This is a genomic window from Parasegetibacter sp. NRK P23 (assembly GCF_023721715.1).
Classification (GTDB): domain Bacteria; phylum Bacteroidota; class Bacteroidia; order Chitinophagales; family Chitinophagaceae; genus Parasegetibacter.
On sequence record NZ_JAMDLG010000001.1, the window covers coordinates 3,555,777 to 3,578,852 of the forward strand.

The following is a 23,076-nucleotide window of genomic DNA, read 5'->3' on the forward strand; positions in this document are numbered from 1 at the left end:
AAGGCAGAGGATTTTATCGTTAGGTAGAAACTGGTCTCGAACAGTTACAGTAATTTTATGTACACAAAATACAGCCGCAATGACTAATACGCAGCTTCTTTCGGTAGTGCTTGTTGGAGTGGCCGGTGCGGCACTGGTGTTGTTCCTGTTTATCAGGAATAACCGCGACAAAAAAAATCTTCCATCTGATGTTTCTGATCCAACCAGTGAGTTGAAGGAAAGGCAGCGCAGTGAGCGCGACAGGACCTGACCCGCATAGTCCCTATAATAAAGTCGAAAATAAAATTCGGAAGCTTCTTACGCTTTTGCTTTTATAGAACTGCTGGAAACAAAACGATAATATACCGCGCAAGTGTTTTCCTGCCACATTCTATAATTTTACGCCATGCGGAAGGACATGGACATAGCGCAACTGTTTTACCGGATATGCCAGGACCAATGTGTGCATTCGTATGAGGCCTTGTTCTCTTCGCTGTCGCCGAAACTTATTCATTTTTCCGCGGCGATTCTGGGTTCCTTTGTTCAGGCGGAGGAGATTGTTTCAGATGTATTTATTATGGTTTGGCAGAAACGCCACCAGTTGACCCATATTACCCGCCCGCTTCCTTATCTGTACACCTGCACCAGAAACAGGTCGCTTAATGAGTTGTCGCAGAAAAAGAATTTTATCTCCTTTGATGAACTGGATACGGATGCGCTTGCCGTTGTACCGGCTGTGGAACACCACCTGGTGTCCAGGGAGGTACAGCTTGCGCTTGAAAAGGCCATCAGCGAATTGCCGCCCCGCTGCCAGTTGATATTCCGGCTTATACGCATGGATGGTCTTTCTTACAATGAGGTGGCGGAACTGCTTCATATTTCTTCCAAAACCGTAGATGCGCAACTCGCAGTCGCGTTAAAAAAATTGTCCCTTGCCATTAAGTTGAATATGTCTGCTGAAATCGCGCATTGTTACCTGGCTGAAAAAAATTGCTGAATTCTTTTAGGGATTTTGTTTCCATAATCTGTTTATGTAGGTACAGGTTATGAAAGAAAAGATAAACGACCGCATCTGGCAACTCCTTGCACGCAGAACGGCGGGAGAGATACTCCCGGAAGAAGCGGAAGAACTTGACCGGTTGATGCAGGAACATCCTGATGCGTCTTTTGTTGCTGAAGTATTGCAATATGGCTGGACCGACAAGTTCCGGCCTTATAGTAAACCCGAGGCCGAAAGGTTGATGGCACGACACAAAGAACGGCTTGCGGCTGCGGAAGCTTTAAAGGAGGTGGTTGACGGTATCGAGGTTTCAATTGAAAAATCGAATACAGTCCGTTGGCTTCGGTATAGCAGCGTGGCCGCGGCTGTGGTACTGGTTTTTTTTGCTACGTGGAAATTCGCGTTCCGGCACAAGCATCATCAGGATACCGATACCGTGCATTTTGCCAAGGCAACTTCAACACCAAAGGGTAAAAAAACACGGCTTAACCTGCCCGATGGCTCCACCGTATGGCTCAATGCATCCAGTACCCTTGAATATGAAAACACATTCAGCGGCCCTACCAGAAACGTGCGCCTGAGCGGAGAGGCGTATTTCGAAATCGCCAAAGACAGTAACCGTCCCTTTTTTGTGCATACCAATGCTTTTAAACTGCGTGTACTTGGAACGGGGTTTAATGTGAGGGCTTATCCGGACGAAGACAGCGCCACGGCTTCGCTGGTCCACGGATCGGTTGAGGTGATTGCTGCCGTGAGCAGGGAACGCATCATGCTGAAGCCAAATGAGCAGGTAATATTGCCTTCGGGTACAGCGGATAAAAAAGACGTAAGCGCCGCGGCAAAACCGGCCTCCGGAATTAAAGCGACTGTGCAGAGCAGATCGATGATGACTACTATCCAGGATTCAATTTTAGTAGAAACCGCCTGGAAAAACAACACGATCGCTTTTAAGAAGATGCCACTGGAGCGGGTGGCGGTTATGCTGGAAAACTGGTTTAACGTGGTCATACGATTCAGGAAGGCGGAGCGAAAAACACTTTTGTTTACCGGTGTTTTCAAAGGTGAATCACTGAACGGCATTCTTGAAACACTGGAAGCAACAGGCTCCTTCCACTATACGATGGATAAAGAAGGAACTATCTGGATCGAATAAACAGTTTGTTCATTTTTAACCAAAACAAATCAACATGCAAAGGAAACCTGTAGTCTGATCATCAAGCGGCACGCCCAATAAAAACGGGAAATGTTGGTCCATTTCCCGCGGTCGTTGGCTTGTGCTATTGTTTCACTTTAGGACGTGTACAACATCATTCACCAACAAAATAAAGGTATGCAAAAAAGCTTACTTCAAAAATGGTTTTGTCCTCACCGAAGCCATCTTAAACTGTTTCTGTATATGAAACTTTCCGTGTTTTTCCTGTTCGTATGTTGTGTGCAGATTCACGCAAACGGACATGCGCAAAAAATAACCTTATCAGCCTCAAAGCTCAGTCTTGAAAAGGTTTTTCATTGTATTGAAGCACAGACGGAATACCGATTTGTGTATAATGATGACTATGTGCCATTGAACCGGAAGATAAACCTGGAAGCCGGGGAGCTGAGCGTACAGCAACTGCTGGGAAAGGCCCTTGCCGGTACCACACTTGGTTTCCGTATGATGAAAGGGAACCTGGTGTTGATAGCACCTCGTGGTAATGAGTATAAAGATATGGCTGTTACGGGAAGGGTGCTGAATGCCCTGGGTGAGCCGCTTCAGGGCGTAAGTGTACAATTGAAGAATGCTTCCGTAGGAACCGCTACGGATGAAGCCGGCAGGTTTGAGTTGACTATACCGGAGCAGGGCGTGCTGGTGTTTTCCTTTGTTGGGTATAACCAACAGGAAGTTCCGTTGGAAGGGCGCTCATCGATTACCGTTACACTCAATGCGATTGAAAATTCAATGAACGAAGTTGTGGTGGTAGGTTACGGCGCGCAGAAAAAAATCAGCGTAACCGGCGCCGTGGACCAGATCGCTGGCAAAGAACTTGCGAAACGCCCTATCGCCAATGTTTTCCAGGGGTTGCAGGGATTGAGTCCCGGACTGAATATTACTTATCCCGGCGGAAGGCCCGGTGCCACGCCATCCATCAATGTGCGCGGTGTTACAACGCTGACTGGCGGCGGCGCGGCGCCACTGATTATTATTGATGGTATTGCCGGCACCACTGATGACCTGCTGCGTGTGAGTCCGGCTGATATCGCCTCCATCACCGTACTCCGTGATGCTGCTTCCGCGGCGATTTATGGCGCCAGAGCGGCGTTTGGCGTAGTCCTTATCACCACGAAGCAGGGTGCGGGTAACGGCAAGCAGCGCGTGAGTTACAACAACTACTTCTCCAGGTCGCGCAGTACCGTGTTGCCCGACCAGGTTACTGATCCGTACATTTATTCCAGGGTGCTGGAGACATCTACAGACAATACACCCTGGGACTATGTAAACTATACGGACTACCAGTACCAGTGGGCAAAGGAGCGTTCCGAAAATCCTGCTGTTGAGGACACCAGGATTGATCCCAATAATCCCAATCGCTGGATTTATATGGGCAGCAACAACTGGAATGATTATTTTTTCAACAGGTCAAGTTCGTCACAAAACCATAACATCAGTTTCAGCGGCGGTGCCGATATGGGAAAGGGAAAGCCTTTCGGTTACCTGATTTCAGCGGATTACACCAAAGAAAACGGCCTGAACAAACTCGCCAGGGACGACTGGAACAGGTATGCCCTGCGCGCAAGGATGAACTTTAGTCCGGTAAAGGGATTGAAAATAGACAACAACCTGAATGTCTATCAGACCATCACTTCCTCTCCCAGTTATTCAATCACTGACCTGTATTACCTGCAGCCCACACAGGTGGCAAAAAATCCTGATGGAACATGGGCCAACACCGGTGCCGGGCGACTTGGCGCGCAACTGACAGACGGCGGTCGCAACGAACAGACACGATTTGGTTTCCAGAATATTTTCCGCGGCGTGGCCAGTTTTCTTGACAACAGCCTGACGATAACCGGAAGCGCCAGCATGAAACGAGAACTATGGCGCTACAACACGGATTTTCAGAAATACAAGATCGGATTCGGTCCTGAAGATATCCGCGAAGAGGGGGGAAGCGGCTCTGTGAGTGTGCGGAACGGAACGGTGAAGCATGATGTATATGATCTTTACGCCAACTATAGCAAAACACTGGGAGCTGACCATGACCTGAAGTTGATGGCCGGTTTTAACCAGGAAGAGTACGTATGGTCCTATGAACAGGCCGCGCGGGACGTATTGATATCTTCGGCCCTGCCTTATCTTTCGCTTACTACCGGAACCGCCACGCTGAGTGCGGATTACACCACTTACGCTTTGCGTAGTTTTTTCGGAAGGCTTAACTATACCTACAAAGGCAGGTATATCCTGGAGGCCAATGGCCGCCGCGACGGCTCTTCCCGATTCCCCAGGCAAAGAAGGTACGGCTTCTTTCCATCTGTATCCGCTGCCTGGATCGCCAGCGAAGAGGACTTTATGCGCGGGCTCAGTTTATTGTCCACGCTTAAATTGAGGGTTTCCTATGGTGATCTCGGTAACCAGAATGTAAGTGATTTCGGATATATTCAAACGCTTCCAACCGGAAGGTCGTCCTACATCATCAACAACGCGTTTCCTACTATAGTAACTGGCGCGCCTTCACTGGCCATTGATCCGGACACTTATACCTGGGAAAAGGTAAACACCTTCAACCTGGGCACCGATATCGGTTTGCTGAACAACAGGGTCCAGATCGGATTCGATTATTTCATCCGAAATACCACTGGTATGCTTGGCCCCGTGGCTGAACTGCCGGCTGTACTGGGTGCAGCCGCACCGGTTCAGAATGTGGCGGACCTCTCTACGCGGGGCTTTGAACTGACCGCGGGTTACCGCAACACGTTTAACCTCGGTTCCAAACCATTTACATTTGGTACCAGGGTAATCCTCTCTGATTCGCGCAGTAAAATAACACGCTATAAAAATGACCTGTCTCTGTTGAACAATTACAGGGTGGGGCAATACATCGGGGAAATCTGGGGGCTGGAAAACGATGGCTATTTTGAATCCGCCGATGCGGTAAGCAAGCTTGACCAGTCGGCGATCGTTCCCTGGGGCGCATTGGAAGTGGTGGAAGGATGGCCACGGTATGTGGACCAGAACAAGGATGGCAAGATTACCATGGGCAATACGGAAACAGCGCCCGGCGATCTTAAAAAAATCGGCAACAGCAGCACCCGTTACCGGTTTGGGGTGAACCTGGATATGGAATGGCGCGGTTTCGATTTGTCCGTGTTCCTTCAGGGCGTGGGCAAGCAGGATTTTTACCCGCAGCATTACCTTTTCTGGGGGCCCTACCAACAACCTTACGCCGGGATTTATCCCTGGAACCTGGACTATTACCGTGGAGAATCTGAAACAGGCACTGACCGCGACAGGCATTCGGCTTCTTACCTCGCCGCGGGGCTCGCCGATGAAAATAAGGGCGCTTATTTCCCTATCCTGCAATCCTGGATGGCCGATAACAACTACGGAGCCGGACTGGATATTCCGCAAACGAAATACATGCTGAACGCGGCTTACCTGCGTGTTAAAAATCTCACGTTGGGCTATACGCTGCCTGCGTCGGTGACCAGGAGCATAAAAGCAAGTCGTGTCCGCGTATTTTTCACCGGAGAGAACCTGTTTGAATTCTCCTCCATCAAAAAGTACTTTGATCCGGAAGCGGTGGCGGATGGATACGGCTGGGCCTACCCTTTCCAACGGAAGTACGCTGCCGGTGTAAACCTTGATTTCTAACCACAGTAAAGTTGACAAAATGAAAAAGCATCATATCTGTCTCTTCCTCTGCATGGCATTTGTTATGGCATCATGCAAGAAAGACTTCATGGACCGTTTCCCCCAAACTTCCATTCCACCTGACCTGTTTTTCAATACTGAAGAAGACCTTCAGTTATACGTGAATGGCCTGGTATCCATACCTGGCCGCGGTAATTACCTGGCCGATCAGAACACCGATGATAAGGCCACCACCGGCGCGCAGGAAATCAAATCCATGATGACCGGTACGCCGAATTCGCAGAACATCACCAGCGGCTGGAGTTGGGGACGGCTCCGGAACATTAATTATTTTCTGGAAAATTATGACCGCGCCGCGGTTCCCCAGGCTACCAAAAACCACTATGCCGGATTGGCGCGCTATTACCGGGCTGAATTTTATATGGGCATGGTAAAACGTTTTTCTAATGTGCCCTGGTATTCAACCACATTGACGCCAGGAGATGACCAGGCCCTTTACAAAGCACGGGATCCAAGGGCTCTGGTGATCGACAGCATCATGGCCGATCTTGCATTCGCGTCTGCCCATGTCCGTGAAACCGTGCCCACCGGCACCCCCGGGAAATGGGTCGTAAAGCTGGTTTATGCCAGACACGCCTTGTATGAGGGTACTTACCGCCGTTACCATCCCGAACTCAACCTGCAGAGCACCGCCGCCTCTTTTCTGGAGAAAGCGGCCGAAGTAGCCAATGAAATCATGGTATCTGGTAAGTTCGCCCTGCACAACACGGGTGCGCCGCAAAGCGATTATGCGACCCTGTTCAACAGCGCCAGTCTTGCGAACAACAAAGAAGTATTGCTGGCCAGTATTTACGACCAGGATCAGAACAGGAACGGCAACAACAACAGCAATGTGATCGACTATGAAATGTCACCCTCCCGCGATCTGGTGCAATCCTATCTTATGAAAGATGGTAAACGCTTTACAAGCCAGCCCGGGTACGAAACTTTTGGTTTCGTGAAAGAGTTTGAGAACAGGGATCCGCGCTTGTCGCAAACGTTGATGTATCCTGGCTTTATAATGGCCGGCAATACTGCGCCCTATGTGCAGCGGTTGAATAAAAACTTTACCGGATACCACCAACTGAAGGGCTATATCAACACTACGGATACCAAGGTAAACAACAGCGTGGACTTTCCGGCTTACCGCTATGCTGAGGCCCTGCTGATTTATGCTGAAGCCAAAGCGGAACTTGAAACGCTTACACTGGCGGACCTGGATAAATCCATCAACCTGCTTCGTGCACGCGCAGGCATGCCGTCGTTGTTGATGATGGTGGCGAATGCGGATGTTGATCCCCTGATGGCGGGAAAGTATCCTGCTGTAGCGGGCGCTAATAAAGGGGTGATCCTCGAAATAAGACGGGAACGAAGGGTTGAGTTTGCAGCAGAAGGTTACCGGTTCGATGATCTCATGCGTTGGCACGCCGGGAAAGCGCTGGAGAAAATCCCGGAAGGCATGTATTTCCCGGGTCTCGGCAAATACGACCTTACGGGTGATGGCGTGGAGGATATTATTCTGATCAGTGAGTCCGCGTCGATCCCACCGGCAAGCGCGCAGGAAACGAATTCCCTGGGCGTACGGTTGGTGTATTATAAAGCGGGGAATTTCGGCGAAAACGTAACGGTATACTTGAAGAATGGGCAGAACGGCGGGGCGATTGTAACCGATAACAGGATGCGCACGTTCATTGAACCGCAATACTATTACCGTCCTATACCTTTTAACCAACTTACCCTGAATCCAAAACTGGCCCCGCAGCTTTTCGGCTGGGAATAGCGGGCCTTCATACAGCAGGCTTGCGGGCTTAAGCCTGCACGCCTGCTGTTCTATATAAGCTGAACACATGAAAAGAAGAACACTCATCAAAACCGCCGGAACCCTACTTACAGGATCCGCCATGATGGCGGGCGAGGGGGGAGTGTTTCCGGAACGTACCGGCGGCGGAACAAAGAGAAAACTCGCCCTGACGGTGGCCCATATTACGGACGTGCATTTGCCGGGGTCCGACAGTACTGCAGCCGAACGTTTTACAAAATGCCTGGCAGATATCAGGAAATCTAAGGTTGATTTTTTCCTGAATGGGGGCGATTCTATCATGGATGCATCTTACAAGGATGTAACCCGGGAAAAGATGCTGCAGCAGTGGGATGCCTGGGACAGGGCGATGGAAACGATTAAAGGTGATGCGTTCTACAGTTGTATAGGCAACCACGACCCCTGGTGGTCCGTGCCGGATAAAGGAGATGCGATGTATGGAAAGGATTATGTGGTGAAACGCCTGAGGATGCCTGCACGGTATTACAGCTTTTCAAGGAACGGCTGGCATTTTATTGTGCTGGATGGCAACAACAAAGATATTTCCCTTGATGATACCCAGTACCTGTGGCTTGAAAAGGAACTGGAGCAGCTTCCCGCCAACACGCCCACACTGCTGATGTCGCATTTCCCCGTTTTCGGCGCCACACCATTGCTGGTTGGCGGTAACCATTCCGACAACAGGAAGCTCAAGGACCTGTTTTATAAACATCGCGACAAGGTAAAGGTGATGCTGAGCGGCCATAATCATTTGTATGACAAAACGCTCTACAATGGTGTTCTCTATTGCTGTAACGGCGCCATGAGCGGGTTTTGGTGGGGAAAGGGAGACAAGGATTCCGCCGGCCCCTGTTACTACCTGGAAACGCCGCCGGGATATGCCATTCTGAAACTTTACAGTGACGGGTGGGTGGAGAACGAGTACATTGCCCACGGACACTAATCAACTGTTTATTCAAATCATTCTTTTATATCTTCAGAAGATGAACAAAATAACCATAACAATAATCAGCGCGACGCTGCTGTATTTCACAGCTGCGGCGCAGCCCGCCCGCAAAGCCATGTTTGTGATTGTGGATGGCATTTCAGCCGATGTAATTGAAAAAATTGCTACACCCGCCCTTGATAGCATTGCCGCGGTGGGCGGATACACCCGTGCGCATGTTGGTGGAGGGAAGGGAGACTACACGCAAACGCCAACGATCTCAGCCGTTGGTTACAATAGTCTGCTTACGGGAACCTGGGTGAACAAACACAATGTATGGGGCAACGACATTAAGCGCCCGAATTATCATTACCCCACCATCTTCCGCTTATTCAAATCCCATTATCCACAGAAGAAAACAGCGATTTTCTCCAGTTGGGAGGACAACAGAACCAAACTCATTGGGGAAGGTCTCCCCGAAACAGGGGGCATCGTGCTGGACCATCATTTTGATGGACTGGAGCACGATACGGTGCGCTACCCGCACGACAAAGCGCGGGATTTTATGCACAGGATAGATGAGACGGTCGTAAATGCCGCCGCGGAGCATATACGCAAGGAAGCGCCCGATCTTTCCTGGGTATACCTGGAATACACCGATGATATGGGACACGCGTACGGCGACAGTGAAGCGTTCTACCGTGCGGTCCGTTTAATGGACGCACAGATCGGAAGACTGTGGGAGGCGATACAATACCGGATAAAAAACCACGATGAAGACTGGGTGATCTATATTACCACCGACCATGGCAGGGACGCTAAAACCGGCAAAGGGCATGGCGGCCAGTCCGACAGGGAAAGAAGCACCTGGATCGTGAGCAACGCAAAAGGATTGAATACCTATTACCGCACCGGAAATCCCGGCATTGTCGACATCATGCCCACGCTGGCCGGATTCCTGAACATTGCTGTTCCCAGGCCCATCCTCATGGAGGTTGACGGCATCCCGCTCACCGGTAAAGTATATGCTTCTGACCTTTCTGCCAATTGGGAAAATGAGGATACACTGCAAGTGAAATGGAACGTACTGGAAAAACAAGGTACCGCGGGTGTATGGGTGAGTTTCAGCAACCATTTCAATAAGGGCGGGGAGGACAAATATGAGTTGCTGATGAAGGTGCCCGTTGAGAACGGCGCTGCGCTTATTCCGCTAAAAAAGAAACAAGCCCCTTTTGTAAAGGTCGTGCTGGAAACGCCTACACATTTTCTGAACCGGTGGGTTGGCGCGGAAGAAGGACGGTAAGTGTTTTATTTGTAGCCCATCAGCCAACAGCTCACCTTGCCAGCTTTTTTTAAGCCTGCTTTTTTAATAAGACTTTCAACTGATAATTTGATTTAGGTGATATGGGCAATTGACGTTAAGTGCCTTAGAAGAAAAAGGATAATGCGCTGGAGTTATTTTTAAACTGAAGAAGGTTCAAAGCTGCCATTACTCCGATTTTATGTTTCTTACGAAACTAAGCACCAACACCAATGGTTCGATTCCACACCTATTATCCGCACTTAGTGGGACTTTCGGGTCCCACTTCTTTTTTTCATCAATTTCCAGTAGTACTTTCTTTTACAAAATCAAGAGGTTAGTGGCAATGGCAGTACAACGCCAGCCTACGGCACCCTCCAAGCAACAAACACAGAAAAAAGCATACCCACAGGAAATTTAAAAGGCAAGAGAACCAGCCCCACCCAGCACCCCAAACTCACTTTTTGCCAAATGACAAATAATCCCATTTTTTATTAACCCAGCTTTGCACCATTAATATTTAAAAAAATAAAATAATGGCAAAGACGGTTCTGATAACAGGTGCTTCGGCAGGAATTGGAAAAGCAACAGCAATTTATCTCGCACAAAACGGCTACAACGTTTATGGTGCGGCACGCAGAACAGAGAAAATGCAAGACTTAAAAACACACGGCATAAAACCAATTTCTTTGGACGTTACCAAGGAAGAAAGCCTTGTTTCATGTGTTCAACAAATTTTGAAAGAAGCAGGAAGCATCGATGTTTTAATCAACAATGCAGGTTCAGGATACTACGGCGCGTTGGAAGATATGCCAATGTCTGACGCAAAATATCAGTTGGACGTAAACGTTTTTGGTGCGGCGCGTTTAATACAATTGGTATTGCCCGCTATGCGAAAAAACAACTATGGTAAAATTGTAAACATTTCATCCATTGGTGGTAAAGTAACCTTGCCGATGGGCGTGTGGTATCACGCAAGCAAATTCGCTATTGAAGGATTGAGTGATGCGCTTCGCAAAGAAGTTAAGTCGTTTGGAATTGACGTAATAGTAATTGAACCGGGCGGCACAAAATCAGAAATGACAGGACTTGGAACTGAATATATGTCAAGAGTTTCGGGGAATACCGCATACAGCGCTTTGGCGAAAGGCGTAATCAATATGTACGCGGCAGTAGAAAAAAATGCCGCCAACCCGATTGTTATTGCTAAACTTATCAAAAAAGGCATTGAGGCAAATCATCCGAAAACAAGATATGTCGGTGCTTCGGGAGCGAAAATGATGTTATTTTTCAGAAAAATTCTGTCCGATAAAATGTTTGACAAACTGATAATGAGCCAAATGAAATAACTATGAAAGAATTGATCAATTACTTATTGCAATTCGGAAATTTGAACGAACAGCAAATTGATTTCATTATAAGTAAGTCAACGGAAGTAACACTTCGCAAAGAAGACTATTTTTCAGAAGCCGGCAAAATTGCAAAACAAGTCGGGTTCATATTGGATGGCATTCTCCGGGTTTGTTATTACAACAATAAAGGGGAAGAAATTACCAAGTATTTCATCGACGAAAATAATTTTGTGGTGGACCTGGACAGTTTCGATAACAAAATTCCATCTTCAGGATATGTGCAAGCCGTTACGGACTGCAAACTAATCGTGTTTCCCAAAAAGGACTGGGAAGAAATAGGCAATACCATTGTGGGTTGGGAAAGTATGGTAAACAAGATCATCAAAAAATCATTAATCCAAAAGATAGAAAGAAGAAGTCCCCTGGTTTCGGAAGATGCTACAACGCGCTACCTGGCGTTTATAGAGAAATACCCGCTACTTGTGAATCGTATTCCGCTTTCCTATTTGGCTTCTTACCTGGGGGTTACACAATCATCGTTGAGCAGGATCAGGAAAAATATCCGTTAATTCCCCTGCTTTTTTTAACGCATATACTACCTGGCGTGGCTGGCAGGTGGTTTGTTTACTTTTACTACAATTTCAATCTGCAAGAATCGTAACATTCGTTAAACATTCCGGGGCGAATGAACTGGTTGGTGGTGGCACAATATTTTTACCACTGATGAAAAACATCCCACATGATTACTACCATTGCTGCACCCGATAACATGGTCGCCTTTCGTGCCACCGGCGAGGTGACCAAAGAGGATTTTGCAAACATTGTTATTCCACGCGCCAAAGAGGCCATAGATAAGAACGGCGAACTGAATTACCTGCTGGTGCTGGATACCGATCTGAAAAACTTCACCATGGGTGCCTGGATCCAGGATGCCGCACTGGGGTTAAAAGCCCTCACCAAATGGAACCGTGCCGCGATAGTGAGCGACAAAGAAGCCGTGAGAACCTTTACCGATGTGTTCAGCAAGTTTGTTCCCGGCGAATTCCGTGGATTTGAACACGATGAACTGGAGGAAGCGATCGCCTGGGTTTCCGGGGTTAGGTAAATGAAACAACTGCGCAATCACCCCTCTTTTTTGACGCGATTATACCCTGTACGGTTTAAGGTTTAGCTGTAAGTTTGAATACAAAAATCAACTCAGCTATATGGCCGTGCTCAACCTTCATATTAACTTCAATGGCAATGCCGAAGAAGCGTTCAATTTTTACAAATCAGTATTTGGTGGAACATTCACCAAAATAATACGTTTCAAAGACCTCGCAGGTCCCGAATTTCCCATATCGGAAAAAGAGGCGGATAAGATCATGTACATCGCTTTGCCCATCGGTAAAAATAGGTTGATCGCTAACGATGTTCCTGAATTTATGGGTAAGACAAACGAAAACGAACACAGGTCAAAAATCTCCATCAGTGCGGAAAGTAAAGATGAAGCCGATCAGCTCTTCAACGGACTTTCAGCGGGTGGTCAGGTTGAAATGCCCATGGACAACAGTCCATGGGGCACTTACTTCGGGATGTTCAGAGACAAGTACGGCATTGAGTGGATCATTGATTTTGACCCAACCAGGGATTAATACCACAAAAGATGTTTCCTGCTGCTACTTGAACTTCAAATGCAGGGAAACAATATTCGCGTTCATATCAATGCTTTTATTATAGTGCCCATAACGCAGTTCCAGAGACTGAACATGTTGCATACCCAATACGCCTTTGGGTGGCGCCAACCGGATACCTCCTCCGAAGAACGCGCTGTTAAACGTGGAAAGATCATAGTTGCTGGTGTAAAACTGGTCCGCCAAACTATGCGCTTGGTATGGCGCGAAGTACCGGGTGCCGGTCTGGTTGTAATACCGGTAGAATGGTGTTACAGACACAAAGGGTGTTAATTTCACCGTGGTCTCCAGTTGTGCGGTATGCGATGCAATGCCCCAGTCGTCTTTGTAATAGCGGTACCATCCTTTTAATATGAGCGCGTCTCCGGCGAAATAACTGGCACGAATGCCTACGGGTATTTTAAACCTGGAATCGGGCAGGTGCTCTATGTTCACGGATTGGTCCTTGAAGTAAACCCTGTTGAAGGGCAGGCTGAGGAAGCCCTGCTGGTAAACGAGTTCAGTTTCCAGCATCACTTGCAGGTTGCGGTTGATGATCTGTGACCAGGAGACCGTGCCGCTGAATGTTTTTCTGCCATTTGCCGGTCGTTTGGTGATGCTGCCCCGGAGTTCAATCGGGTAGATCAGGTTCACCTGGTCAATATAAGTTTGTAGTTTGGCGTACAGTTCCCCGTTCCTGTTCTTTGTTTTCCTGCTGAAATTGACATTTGCCCCGGTGGAGATGTAATCGTATTCCGCGGAAGTATAAATACCGCCACCGATGGTGGTACCTTTCTCGGTGTTCTCTCTCGTCCAGTTGATGGAAGGGTAGATGCGGGTATCTGAATAAGAGGCGGAGCTCACGGTAGAGGGATCGATTTTATCAGAAGAAGCGGAAGTGTAATGATCTATCCCGATATCAATGGTGAACGTGTTCTTCCTGTTTTTCCAGTCGTATTTACTTAGTTTAAGGTCGAAGGAGTTGGAGATGTCGGTAAGCTTCTGGGAGCCGATACCGCCGGTAACGGCCGCATTGTTGCCGTTCTGGCTGTAGTAGCTGGAAACGATGTTCGCTTCTTCAAACTTCAGTTTACGGCGCTTGTAGGTGGAATCGCCACCGGAAACTGATTGGGAGAATGCGGCGAGGATGCTGAGGTAGAGGCCGAGTGTGAGCAGACTGATCTTTTTCATGCAGGGGAGGTTTAGGTGTTAGTTGCAACCGCAGCCGCCGCCGGTTTTGCCGCCGTTGGCGCCGGAAGAACCTTCGCGGTATGACTGGAAGCTGAGTTCTGTTTTTTCGATTTTACGTGCGGAAAGGCTCATTTCCGCATCGTTCAGTTTGTTCATCTGGTAAGCTTTTACCGTGGTGCAGGAGGCGCCGAACAGAAGGGTGGCACAACCCAGTACGGTGCGTAATAATGTTTGCTGCTTCATATGATGTGTATGTTTTTTGAGGTATGTATCTTGTTGTTGTCGTCCACAATAATGCAGGCCATTCCTTTCAACTGGTTCACCAGGTACAGCCCTGCGCTGATGCCCATAATCGTAACCGGGGTGGCCATGGCATCGGCCATTTCCGCGTTCGGACAAATGATGGTGACGCTTTTTATACCGGTCACGGGCATGCCTGTTTTGGGGTCGATCGTGTGGGAGTATTTCTTTCCCCCGATCACCACGAATTTTTCATAGTTCCCTGAAGTGGCCACGGAATTGTTGGAGATGTCCAGTGACGAAAACACCTGTTCCGCGGCGTTGGGGTTGGCGATGCCGATGGTCCAGGGGCTGCCGTCGGCCTGGTTTCCCCAGGTGGTAAGGTCTCCGGAGGCATTTACCACACCACCTTTCGCACCTTTTTCTATCAGCACCAGTTTGGCCATTTCAGCGGCGTATCCTTTCCCGATGCCGCCAAAGCCGATACGCATGCCGCGTTCTTTGAGGAAAACGGTATGGTTGATTTCGTCCACCACCACATTCCGGTAATTGATCAGGGCCACTTTTTTCCGCGCTTCTGCCGGGTCGGGAAGGGTAGTCATCTGCTGGTCGAAGTTCCAGAAGCGCTTATCTATTGATCCATAGCTAAGGTCGAAGGCGCCCTGGGTGAGTACCGAAATGTTTGCTGCTCTTTTTACGAGGTGGAGAAACTCGCTGCTTACTTTTACCGGGGCGATGCCGGCCTGTTCGTTTACGGCGTAAGTTTCACTTGTATCACTGAAAGTGGTGAGCATGCGTTCTATTCTACTGATCTCCTCCACACCCGCTGCGATCCATTCGGCCCCTACAGATTCATCCGGGGCGATCACCGTTAATTCGAAGCGGTTGCCCATCAGCTTATGGACTTCGCTCACTTTAACGGAAGCAGGGGCCAGTGTGCTATTTTGCTGCATGGCACGCGGCTTTGAGCTGATCGGTAAATGCTTCCGGCGTTGTATTCGGAACGCCTTCCCAGGTATGCAGCACTCTTCCTTCTTCATTCAACAACAGGGTTAGTGGAAAGGCGCCCTTCTGGTTGTATCGTTCGGCCAGTGCATCATTCTTTTTTTGTTGCGCGTTGGGAAGCCGGTTTTTCTTGAGCCTTGGAAAATCGGCATTCACCAATACCAGTTCATCTGATGCCAGGGCGGTAAATGAAGGTGAGGTGAAGAAGGTGCTGTGTAAACGGATGCATGGACCACACCAGTCGGAACCCGAGAAATTAAGTAAAATCAGTTTGTGTTCTTCTTTTGCCTGGCGTGCGGCGGCCTCGAAATCGGTCTGCCATTTTGGTTCACCGGTCGCGGAAAAAAGGAAGGCAAACAGGAGTATTATTTTCATACAAGGATTTTAGCTTGCATGCAAATTCTCCTTCAATTCTGAATACTTTCTGAATTTTATGCGTTCCCGGGATTAATCAATCGTTAATATGCGGGGAAACTGATCCTGAAATGGTGCCATCCTTCTTCAAAAGAATAGGATAGCGAAAAGCCGCTCGACGAGGCGATTTTTTTAACGATTTCAAGGCCCAGCCCAATACTTGCCGGGTCATCACTTTCTTTTCTGAAGCGCCGGAACATCAGCGTTTCATTCAGCGCATCCTGCTTGCCTGTATTGGACACTTCCAGGAAAGCCGCATTGGAACGAATCTTTATTTTTCCGCCGTTAATATTGTGGCGGATGGCGTTGGTGAGCAGGTTGGCGATCATGATTTCCAGCAGGGTCCTGTTGCAGGAAAGCGTTACCGGTTCATGTTGTTCTACTGAAACATCAATTTGTTTCCGTTCAATCGGGTCTTTGTACAGGGCCAGTTGTTCGGTAACTTCTTTGTTGAGTGCAATGGTTTCTCTGGCAAAGAACTGGTTGTTGTCCATTCTGGCGAGGAGCAGCAGCGAACGGGTAAGCCTGGAAAGCCTTTGATTGGCCGCGGCAATGGAAGAGATCAGGGCCGATTGTTCCTCCGTAATGGGCTGCGTTTGCATGAGCAGTTCCAGTTTCGACTGGGAAATCGCCAGCGGGGTTTGCATTTCATGGGAAGCGTTTTCCGCAAACTCCCGCTGTGCGATAAAAGCGTTCCTGCTTCTTTCCATGAGTTGATCAAGCGCCTGGTTGAGGTGCCTGAACTCTTCCACATTTGAAACTTCCAACTTCGGTTTTTCCTGCGCTTCCACCTGGTACGCGGCCACCTGCTGCACGGTCCGCAAAAAGGGACGCCATATGTTGCCCGCCAGTCTGTGGTTCACCAACTGTAGTGCCGCGAACAGCAACAGGACCAGTACCACTTCCATCACGAGTACCGCTTCAATAAGTCCTTCGGTATCTACCAGAGAAGTGCGGAGCGTAAGCTGGTAAAACCGGCCCGCCTCTTCAAAAGTGGTTTCCAATACGCGGTGCGGAACGTTTTCACTGGTGGCGGTGTCCGGGATGATGATGGTATAGATGGTATCGGAAGATCGTTTTTGGGAGGAAGGAGAGAAGCTCACGTTATGGTCGAGGAAACGAAACTGGGTTTCGGTGCCCTCCCGGATGGATTTCTTCAGTTCTGGAAGCATTTGTGCACGGGCGGAACGGATGTCTTCATCAATATCTTCCTGCACAATCATTTTCAGCACAAAATAAAAAACCGGTAACGCGATGAGTAACGTAACCAGGGTGGAAACCAGGTATTGCCTTCCTGTTTTTTGCAGTAATTTCATGCGGATAGCTTGTAGCCCATGCCATACACGGCCCTGATGTAGTCCGCGCAGCCGGCTTCCTGCAATTTACGTTTCAGGTTTTTCATGTGCGCGTAAATAAAGTCGAAGCTGTCAAAAAAAGCTGCGCTATCGCCTGCAAGGTTTTCAGCGATCGCGTTCTTGGATACCACGCGGTTCCTGTTGGCGGCCAGGTACAGCAACAGGTCATATTCCTTCCTGGTGAGTTCCACGGGGTGGTCGTTTACAAAAACCGTTTTGGCGATCAGGTCTATTGTCAGTTCGTTGATGGTGATGGTATTGCTGCCATTATACCGGCGTCTTCTGATCACCGCTGCGGTACGGGCGTACAGTTCAGAAAGGTGGAAGGGTTTGGCGAGGTAGTCGTCGGCGCCGAGGTTCAGTCCGTACACCCGGTCTTCAATGGCGTCTTTCGCCGAAATGATGATAACGCCATCCATTTTATGGCTGGCTTTCATTTCTTTCAGGATATCCAGGCCGTTTCCATCGGGAAGGGTAATATCCAACAACACACAATCATAATCGAAGGATTCCATCATTGCCATTCCATGCCGGAAATTGTCCGCCACTTCGCACACCAGGTTCTCCCTTTCCAGGTAGGTCCGCATGGCGCTGGCAAGTTCTTTTTCGTCTTCCACAATGAGTACTTTCATATGGATGTTTGGTCAAAGTAACGATTCAATTCTGAATGAAAACTGAATGCGTAAAAAGCTTTTCTCCGGTGTGTGAAAGAAAAACCGGGATAAAATGAAAAGCGGGTTACCTGCGTTTTTCAAGGCAACCCGCTTTTGAAATATTGGCCATATCTTACATTATCCTGAACCATTTGCTTATGCCATCGGTCACCATCCTGAAGTTGTTACCGGCACCGAGGGCTACCGGGTTCATCGTCAAACCATTGCTGTTGAGCGCACTGTAAGTAGCTCCTGAACTTGTAATGTTCCACGATGGGTTCGAGGTAATAAAGGCGGTGGGGATAAAATAGATCACATGTCCCGCCGGGTAGCTGCTGGCTGCTGGAAGTGTTACGTTGATGGTGGAGGTGCCCGCAGCGCTACCTCCGAAGTTTACCACGACGGCGCTGACATTAACATCCGTGATGGTGATGTTGGTGGTGCCGCCAACCGTAGCGTTAGTAAATGAAACGCCGCCGCTCAGTCCGCCGGAAGTTTTGGCGTAGAGTGCATAGGGTACACTCAGGAGCTGGCTGGTGCCGGTGATGCTGTAGCTGGTACCGCCGGCGGGGTCGGTTTCAGTTTTCACATAATAAGAGTCGTTGGCCCAGTTGATGGCGGAAAAAGTACCTGAAACCACTGAGCCTCCGCCGATCTGTATGCTCACAAGTCCGTTAGCGTTGGTGGTAGGTGTTTGTGTTTCCACATATACTGCCGTGCCCGAGGAAGAGCCTTTGAGGATGCTGATGCGCATCCCAACTGTTTGATTGGTCACGAGGTTGTTGCCTGCGTTTCTTACGATGGCCTGGTAGCTCATGCTGTTAGGGGCCTGTGCGAATAACTGTGCGGATAGAATGAAAGCTGAAAGGAGTAATGTTATTTTTTTCATGGAACTTAGTTTTTAGTAATCTTAAAGGATTGTACCGTTTTGTTGTCGTGGATGATGTTGATGATGTACATGGCGGGGGTAAGCCTGCTGATATCGATTTGCATGTTACCTGACGTAACGGGCCTGCTTTCCAGGACCCTGCCGTTGAGGTCAAGGATCTGGTATACTTTTGAAAGCGGTTGCTTTGTTTGCAGGATCAGCATTCCGGCCGTGGGATTGGGAGAAAGGGTGACCGTATTTTCCAGGGCAAGCACGCGGATGCTTTTTATTTCAGAATAAGCGATGGTGCCGTCGAAATCCTGTTGCCTGATCCTGTAAAAATTAAGGCCCGTTGCGGGCTGGTTGTCATGGGCGGCATAGTCCGTTACGCTGGTGGCGTAGCCCTTACCCTTTACCTGGGCGAAGGGTTTAAAGGTTCTGCTGTCGGTACTTTTTTCCAGGATGAACCGGTCGTTGTGCTGTTCCATGGCTGTTCGCCAACTCAGCAGTACCCTGTTGTCTGTTTCCAGCCTGAGCTGGAAATCCATCAAGGTCACGGGTAGTACCTGGTCGATCACGATGGCCTGTATGCCTTGTTGCATAGAGCCACCCGCATCATTCACCACGGTGTAAAAAGCCTGTCCGATAGAGTAATTGACCTGTCCGCCGCTTCCGGTGGCATCTGCTCCCCCGGCATTAACGACCTCCTGCGCAAATGCGGCCGAGCAGGAGGTGCCCATCAGCGTGATAAGAAAGCACGATCGTAGTTTGTTGATCATAGTAGAGGTTTTTGTTAAAGCGAATTTAACAAAATTCATATGCAAACTTTTAACTGTTTTCGGCTTTCTTCTGCTGTTCGGTTCCGTTGGTAGCGATTGCTTGCGTAAGAAGGCTATTGATTCAGCGTTGATGGCCGCAAGCAAAAAAGCATTCTTTTATTAAGCAATGGAGCCGAAGAACTGCGCGGAGCGGTGTCTATAAAACAGTAACGGAGTCAGCATTTAAATTAAACGCTGACTCCGTTACTTATGATTTCAAACAATTATTACCTGATAATGATCTTCAACACCTGTTTATCGTAACTCAGCAGGTAAGTGCCTGAAGGCAGGTGCTGTACATCCATTTGGTTTACACCTGCGGCGGCATCCATCTCTTTGATTAGCCTTCCGTCGGTGGCCCTTAATACAACGGTGGTTTTGCTCGTTGACCTGAATTTAAGCTGGCCGTTCACTACAGGGTTACCCATAATCGTGATCGTTGGCGCGTCGTCGCTTATCCGCAGGTAGAGGGTTTTACTGAACTGTGAGCTGCCGTCATTATCTTTCTGGAGCAGCCTGTAATAGTGGGTGCCCGCGTTGGCGCCGGTGTGAAGGAACCTGTAGTTGCGCGCGGTTCCACTGTTGCCGGCGGCTTTAACATTGCCAATGGCATACCAGTTGATGGCGTTATTGCTGTGCTGCACTTCGTAGGCATCGGTATTTACTTCTGTCCCGGTTTGCCAGGTCAGTTCAACATCGTTGCCGCGTGCTTTGGCGTTGAACGATACCCATTGTACCGGAAGGGTTCCGCCAGGTGTAGCTACGGCGAAGTCGGAGAAGCTGCTCAGGCCACTCACAACGAGTTTGCCCGGAATACCGTCTGTGGTGTAGGTCAGGATATTCCCTGTGATATCGGCCCAGGCTGATCCAGAGCCGCTTCTTTTCAGTAGCCTGGCGTCCTGCCACATCACCTGTGAGAGCGCCAGTTCGGAGAAGTCCAGAACGATGGTGTAACTCCCCGGCGAGCCAACGGATGAGCTAACCGTAAAGTAAAGGGGCTGAATCGTATAGCCTGCAGGTCTTCCATTGGTGGGCGAAGGCGGCGTGGTTCCGGTATACCTTGATGCTGTAAGGCTAGTTCCCGTACCGCCTAATCCGTTCCTGAACGTCACATTGATGCCGAGGTCGGCGAAACCTGCCGAGGTACTGGAGTTGGCGGCGCTCATGGCGAAGGTAGCTCCAGGGCGGTTGTTTACCACGGCCAGTAAAGGTGCCGAGGTGAGATAGTTTGATGCTGCGCCACCACCATTGTATGCATGAATGGCATAATGATAGTTTACATCCGCCAGCGCACTGTAGTCTGTTACGGCTGTATCTGAGCCCACATAGATGATGGTGCCGCCCGACACGATATCGTCTACGGTATAACTGGAACCATCAACTGGTACAAAACCTGGCGTAGCGCCGGTACTCCTTACTATCAGGTATCCGGCGGCGCTGGATGAAGGAGAAAAGTTCAATACATTGTTGTATGGATGGGCAGAACCTGTATTGGTGAAATATAGGCCCGTTGCCGGCGCGGTAGGCTCCGCGGAGAGTGCGCTGTACACGGTAACGGTTTCTGAAAAGTCATCCGCCACCTTATTGATTTCCGTCCCCATGGAGAAGGTTTGTGTTTTTGAAACCGTCAGCGTTCCGCTGGTAGGGGTGGCGACAGTGTTTCCGACTGCGGTTATATTGAGCAGGTGTTCTTCTCCGTTTCTCATGGTCCCGATATTCCAGGTATAGGTGGCGCCGGTGTTGGACACGGAGCCAAAAGTTGCTGATGTGCCGGTAACCGTTACATTGGATGGCACCAGTGCGGATACTACCAGATCGGTTACGTTCACGTCACTGAGGTAGCTCACAGCTATCTGGAAGGTAACAGTTTCTCCGGCCAGTATACCCGCTTTGTTGGCTGTTGTTTTTACGATGATTTCAGAGTTGCAGTCATAAATGTATTGGTTGGCGGAAGTGTAGGCGCAGCTTCCGTTCGTAACGGTAACCGTGAATTTACCCGCGGTGGTGGGCGCGTAACTGTTGCTGTTGATCCCCGGTACCACGGTGCCGTTGCGGTACCAGGTGTAGGCAGTGAAGCCCGGTGTGGCATTCAGTAAGGTGCTGGGCAGGCACCCGTCTCCGATTCGCTGCACTTCAATGGTGGGGATGGTTTCAAACCCGGAGAAGTAGCCGGAGGCGCCTGCCACTCCGGAGAACCCGAAGTAACCTACCGCCAGGGGTCCGGTAGAGGAAACCTTAACGTTGCCGGACAGGCCGCTCAGGTAATAAGTGTTCCAGTCTGAACTACCCGCCACGTTTTTTTTCGCGGCGGTAAGGGTTGCCGTTGACACTGTATTGCTACCGTAAGTGACCGTGATGTTTTCTTCCGATACGGCTGAAGATGAAATGATGGTGATGCCACCCGATATGGTGGTGCCCGCTATATTGGATACATCGGGAATATTGTCGAGTGAATTCGCCAGCAGGCAGTTTACAGGCGCGATAAAGTTGAGGTCAGCAGTCGCCTCATTCGAAGACCCGCCCAATGATTGAACGGCATAAGCTTCTTTTGAAACGCGGACATACATGTTGCCACCCGGAGCTGATCCTGTTGGCGAATTGGTGGAATAATAAGTTGATGCGATCTTGTAAAATTCCCCCGCGTTTATGGTGGCAAGCGGTGTGGCGGAGCCGTTCACATAGATTTTCGTGTCATTCTGAGTGCCGATGATGACTGGAAACTCAAGATTGTCTGTACCATTTCCGCGAACAAAAATATATTCTTTTCCCAACCGGTTTTCAGGGATGATCTGGTCAATTGCACAGTCCTGGCTACCTACTGTATGTGGCTGGTAATGCATCTGGCCGATATTAACGGCGATGGGTTTAGTGGAGGTGACGCTGGAACCGATCCAGCCACTCTGGTTGCTGGCGTTGGTGAGCGGCGCTTCCAGTACGTACGTCTGGCCTTTGTTCAGTGTAACAGAGATGGCATCGGAAGTGATGCCCGCTTCCGTGTTCCCGGACCGAAAGGTACAGTTAGGGTCGTAACCGAATATGTCTACCACGGTATTGTCCTCTGTGGCCATTATGCCGAGTGAATTGGTTAATATGGCAGTATTGGTTCCCTTATTGGGCGCGCCAACCCATTTGAAAGCCGTTCCCAGCGCGGCTCTTCCTTTAGAGGTAAGCGAAGACGCCTGGTTCGCGCTTTTTCCACGCCAGTTTACATAGAATTTCTGACCGCCGGGGGACTCGAAACGCAGCCCGGCTGAACTGTTGACCAATCCGGTATTGGCGGCCGTCAGCAAGGTGATGTTGTTGTCGGTGCCCCCTGGATCGTAGGAAGCGGTGGCGGCATTGGAAAGGGATATCGTGGTAGTCGGGGTACTCGCTGTACCCACATACACGTTCACCGAAAACGGCGTGGTTTCCGGTGTTGAAAGGTAAATTCGCTGGTCCACGAAAGCGCCGCTGATCTGTTTTGGGAGGTAATGCAGGTCACTCAGTTGAGAAAAAGAATGTTGGGAAAAGGCCCATAGAAATACTACGATAAGGCATGCCCTTAGACTGGCACTCATAAAAAATAGGTTAGGGGTTAAGTGATTTCCTCCGCATCAATATGATTTTTACTGATA

The 23,076-nt window shown here is 49.3% G+C and carries 20 protein-coding genes; 11 read left to right on the forward strand and 9 right to left on the reverse strand.

The features are described 5' to 3' along the window. Nucleotides 1-79 precede the first annotated feature (79 nt). The 11 genes from M4J38_RS14390 (at nt 80) to M4J38_RS14440 (ending at nt 12,897) form a co-directional block, all read left to right on the forward strand. Complete coding sequence (locus M4J38_RS14390) at nt 80-250, forward strand: hypothetical protein (RefSeq protein ID WP_251760336.1); 171 nt, start codon at nt 80-82, stop codon at nt 248-250. Between the two features lie 135 nt (nt 251-385). Continuing rightward, complete coding sequence (locus M4J38_RS14395; RefSeq protein ID WP_251760337.1) at nt 386-976, forward strand: RNA polymerase sigma-70 factor; 591 nt, start codon at nt 386-388, stop codon at nt 974-976. 49 nt (nt 977-1,025) lie between these two features. After that, on the forward strand, nt 1,026-2,132 hold the full coding sequence (locus tag M4J38_RS14400; protein WP_251760338.1) for a FecR family protein: 1,107 nt from the start codon (nt 1,026-1,028) through the stop codon (nt 2,130-2,132). 243 nt (nt 2,133-2,375) lie between these two features. Continuing rightward, a complete protein-coding gene (locus tag M4J38_RS14405; RefSeq protein WP_251760339.1) occupies nt 2,376-5,828 on the forward strand; it encodes a SusC/RagA family TonB-linked outer membrane protein in 3,453 nt (1,150 codons plus the stop codon). 19 nt (nt 5,829-5,847) lie between these two features. Then, nucleotides 5,848-7,647, forward strand: a complete 1,800-nt coding sequence (locus tag M4J38_RS14410; protein ID WP_251760340.1) for a RagB/SusD family nutrient uptake outer membrane protein — start codon at nt 5,848-5,850, stop codon at nt 7,645-7,647. 67 nt (nt 7,648-7,714) lie between these two features. Next, entirely contained in the window at nt 7,715-8,629 is a 915-nt protein-coding gene (locus tag M4J38_RS14415; RefSeq protein ID WP_251760341.1) for a metallophosphoesterase, read from the forward strand. Nucleotides 8,630-8,669: 40 nt separating this feature from the next. Next, the gene (locus tag M4J38_RS14420) at nt 8,670-9,914 is read left to right on the forward strand and encodes an alkaline phosphatase family protein (protein WP_251760342.1); all 1,245 of its coding nucleotides are present in this window, start codon (nt 8,670-8,672) and stop codon (nt 9,912-9,914) included. A gap of 533 nt (nt 9,915-10,447) precedes the next feature. Then, the gene (locus M4J38_RS14425) at nt 10,448-11,260 is read left to right on the forward strand and encodes an oxidoreductase (RefSeq protein ID WP_251760343.1); all 813 of its coding nucleotides are present in this window, start codon (nt 10,448-10,450) and stop codon (nt 11,258-11,260) included. Between the two features lie 2 nt (nt 11,261-11,262). Next, nucleotides 11,263-11,832 carry a Crp/Fnr family transcriptional regulator gene (locus M4J38_RS14430; RefSeq protein ID WP_251760344.1) on the forward strand — a complete coding sequence of 190 codons (570 nt, stop codon included), beginning with the start codon at nt 11,263-11,265 and terminating at the stop codon, nt 11,830-11,832. A 170-nt stretch (nt 11,833-12,002) separates the two neighbouring features. After that, nucleotides 12,003-12,368: an STAS/SEC14 domain-containing protein gene (locus M4J38_RS14435; protein ID WP_251760346.1), complete on the forward strand. Its 366-nt coding sequence runs from the start codon at nt 12,003-12,005 to the stop codon at nt 12,366-12,368. A gap of 100 nt (nt 12,369-12,468) precedes the next feature. Beyond that, entirely contained in the window at nt 12,469-12,897 is a 429-nt protein-coding gene (locus tag M4J38_RS14440) for a VOC family protein (RefSeq protein ID WP_251760347.1), read from the forward strand. 24 nt (nt 12,898-12,921) lie between these two features. Here M4J38_RS14440 and M4J38_RS14445 read toward each other — a convergent pair whose 3' ends face one another. The 9 genes from M4J38_RS14445 to M4J38_RS14485 all read right to left on the reverse strand — a co-directional run bounded on the left by M4J38_RS14445 (nt 12,922) and on the right by M4J38_RS14485 (nt 23,019). Next, nucleotides 12,922-14,106: a DUF3570 domain-containing protein gene (locus tag M4J38_RS14445; protein WP_251760348.1), complete on the reverse strand. Its 1,185-nt coding sequence runs from the start codon at nt 14,104-14,106 to the stop codon at nt 12,922-12,924. Nucleotides 14,107-14,124: 18 nt separating this feature from the next. Further along, nucleotides 14,125-14,349, reverse strand: a complete 225-nt coding sequence (locus M4J38_RS14450; protein WP_251760350.1) for a DUF4266 domain-containing protein — start codon at nt 14,347-14,349, stop codon at nt 14,125-14,127. Further along, nucleotides 14,346-15,299 carry an FAD:protein FMN transferase gene (locus M4J38_RS14455; protein ID WP_251760351.1) on the reverse strand — a complete coding sequence of 318 codons (954 nt, stop codon included), beginning with the start codon at nt 15,297-15,299 and terminating at the stop codon, nt 14,346-14,348. The genes M4J38_RS14450 and M4J38_RS14455 overlap by 4 nt, the downstream gene beginning before the upstream one ends. Further along, nucleotides 15,286-15,726 (reverse strand): thioredoxin family protein, encoded by a 441-nt coding sequence (locus tag M4J38_RS14460; protein WP_251760353.1) that lies wholly within the window; start codon nt 15,724-15,726, stop codon nt 15,286-15,288. Before M4J38_RS14460 ends, M4J38_RS14455 begins: the two co-directional genes overlap by 14 nt. An 83-nt stretch (nt 15,727-15,809) precedes the next feature. After that, nucleotides 15,810-17,081 (reverse strand): HAMP domain-containing sensor histidine kinase, encoded by a 1,272-nt coding sequence (locus tag M4J38_RS14465; RefSeq protein WP_251760354.1) that lies wholly within the window; start codon nt 17,079-17,081, stop codon nt 15,810-15,812. Next, a complete protein-coding gene (locus M4J38_RS14470; RefSeq protein ID WP_251760356.1) occupies nt 17,078-17,752 on the reverse strand; it encodes a response regulator transcription factor in 675 nt (224 codons plus the stop codon). Before M4J38_RS14470 ends, M4J38_RS14465 begins: the two co-directional genes overlap by 4 nt. Before the next feature lie 154 nt (nt 17,753-17,906). After that, nucleotides 17,907-18,662 (reverse strand): hypothetical protein, encoded by a 756-nt coding sequence (locus M4J38_RS14475; RefSeq protein ID WP_251760357.1) that lies wholly within the window; start codon nt 18,660-18,662, stop codon nt 17,907-17,909. A gap of 5 nt (nt 18,663-18,667) precedes the next feature. Beyond that, on the reverse strand, nt 18,668-19,420 hold the full coding sequence (locus M4J38_RS14480) for a T9SS type A sorting domain-containing protein (RefSeq protein ID WP_251760358.1): 753 nt from the start codon (nt 19,418-19,420) through the stop codon (nt 18,668-18,670). Nucleotides 19,421-19,686: 266 nt separating this feature from the next. Continuing rightward, on the reverse strand, nt 19,687-23,019 hold the full coding sequence (locus tag M4J38_RS14485; RefSeq protein ID WP_251760360.1) for a DUF11 domain-containing protein: 3,333 nt from the start codon (nt 23,017-23,019) through the stop codon (nt 19,687-19,689). Nucleotides 23,020-23,076: the final 57 nt, after the last annotated feature.

Bases quoted from the DNA above. Each gene is read 5' to 3' on its own strand.
- M4J38_RS14390 (WP_251760336.1), top strand. From the start codon at position 80: ATGACTAATACGCAGCTTCTTTCGGTAGTGCTTGTTGGAGTGGCCGGT.
- M4J38_RS14395 (WP_251760337.1), top strand. From the start codon at position 386: ATGCGGAAGGACATGGACATAGCGCAACTGTTTTACCGGATATGCCAG.
- M4J38_RS14400 (WP_251760338.1), top strand. From the start codon at position 1,026: ATGAAAGAAAAGATAAACGACCGCATCTGGCAACTCCTTGCACGCAGA.
- M4J38_RS14405 (WP_251760339.1), top strand. From the start codon at position 2,376: ATGAAACTTTCCGTGTTTTTCCTGTTCGTATGTTGTGTGCAGATTCAC.
- M4J38_RS14410 (WP_251760340.1), top strand. From the start codon at position 5,848: ATGAAAAAGCATCATATCTGTCTCTTCCTCTGCATGGCATTTGTTATG.
- M4J38_RS14415 (WP_251760341.1), top strand. From the start codon at position 7,715: ATGAAAAGAAGAACACTCATCAAAACCGCCGGAACCCTACTTACAGGA.
- M4J38_RS14420 (WP_251760342.1), top strand. From the start codon at position 8,670: ATGAACAAAATAACCATAACAATAATCAGCGCGACGCTGCTGTATTTC.
- M4J38_RS14425 (WP_251760343.1), top strand. From the start codon at position 10,448: ATGGCAAAGACGGTTCTGATAACAGGTGCTTCGGCAGGAATTGGAAAA.
- M4J38_RS14430 (WP_251760344.1), top strand. From the start codon at position 11,263: ATGAAAGAATTGATCAATTACTTATTGCAATTCGGAAATTTGAACGAA.
- M4J38_RS14435 (WP_251760346.1), top strand. From the start codon at position 12,003: ATGATTACTACCATTGCTGCACCCGATAACATGGTCGCCTTTCGTGCC.
- M4J38_RS14440 (WP_251760347.1), top strand. From the start codon at position 12,469: ATGGCCGTGCTCAACCTTCATATTAACTTCAATGGCAATGCCGAAGAA.
- M4J38_RS14445 (WP_251760348.1), bottom strand. From the start codon at position 14,106: ATGAAAAAGATCAGTCTGCTCACACTCGGCCTCTACCTCAGCATCCTC.
- M4J38_RS14450 (WP_251760350.1), bottom strand. From the start codon at position 14,349: ATGAAGCAGCAAACATTATTACGCACCGTACTGGGTTGTGCCACCCTT.
- M4J38_RS14455 (WP_251760351.1), bottom strand. From the start codon at position 15,299: ATGCAGCAAAATAGCACACTGGCCCCTGCTTCCGTTAAAGTGAGCGAA.
- M4J38_RS14460 (WP_251760353.1), bottom strand. From the start codon at position 15,726: ATGAAAATAATACTCCTGTTTGCCTTCCTTTTTTCCGCGACCGGTGAA.
- M4J38_RS14465 (WP_251760354.1), bottom strand. From the start codon at position 17,081: ATGAAATTACTGCAAAAAACAGGAAGGCAATACCTGGTTTCCACCCTG.
- M4J38_RS14470 (WP_251760356.1), bottom strand. From the start codon at position 17,752: ATGAAAGTACTCATTGTGGAAGACGAAAAAGAACTTGCCAGCGCCATG.
- M4J38_RS14475 (WP_251760357.1), bottom strand. From the start codon at position 18,662: ATGAAAAAAATAACATTACTCCTTTCAGCTTTCATTCTATCCGCACAG.
- M4J38_RS14480 (WP_251760358.1), bottom strand. From the start codon at position 19,420: ATGATCAACAAACTACGATCGTGCTTTCTTATCACGCTGATGGGCACC.
- M4J38_RS14485 (WP_251760360.1), bottom strand. From the start codon at position 23,019: ATGAGTGCCAGTCTAAGGGCATGCCTTATCGTAGTATTTCTATGGGCC.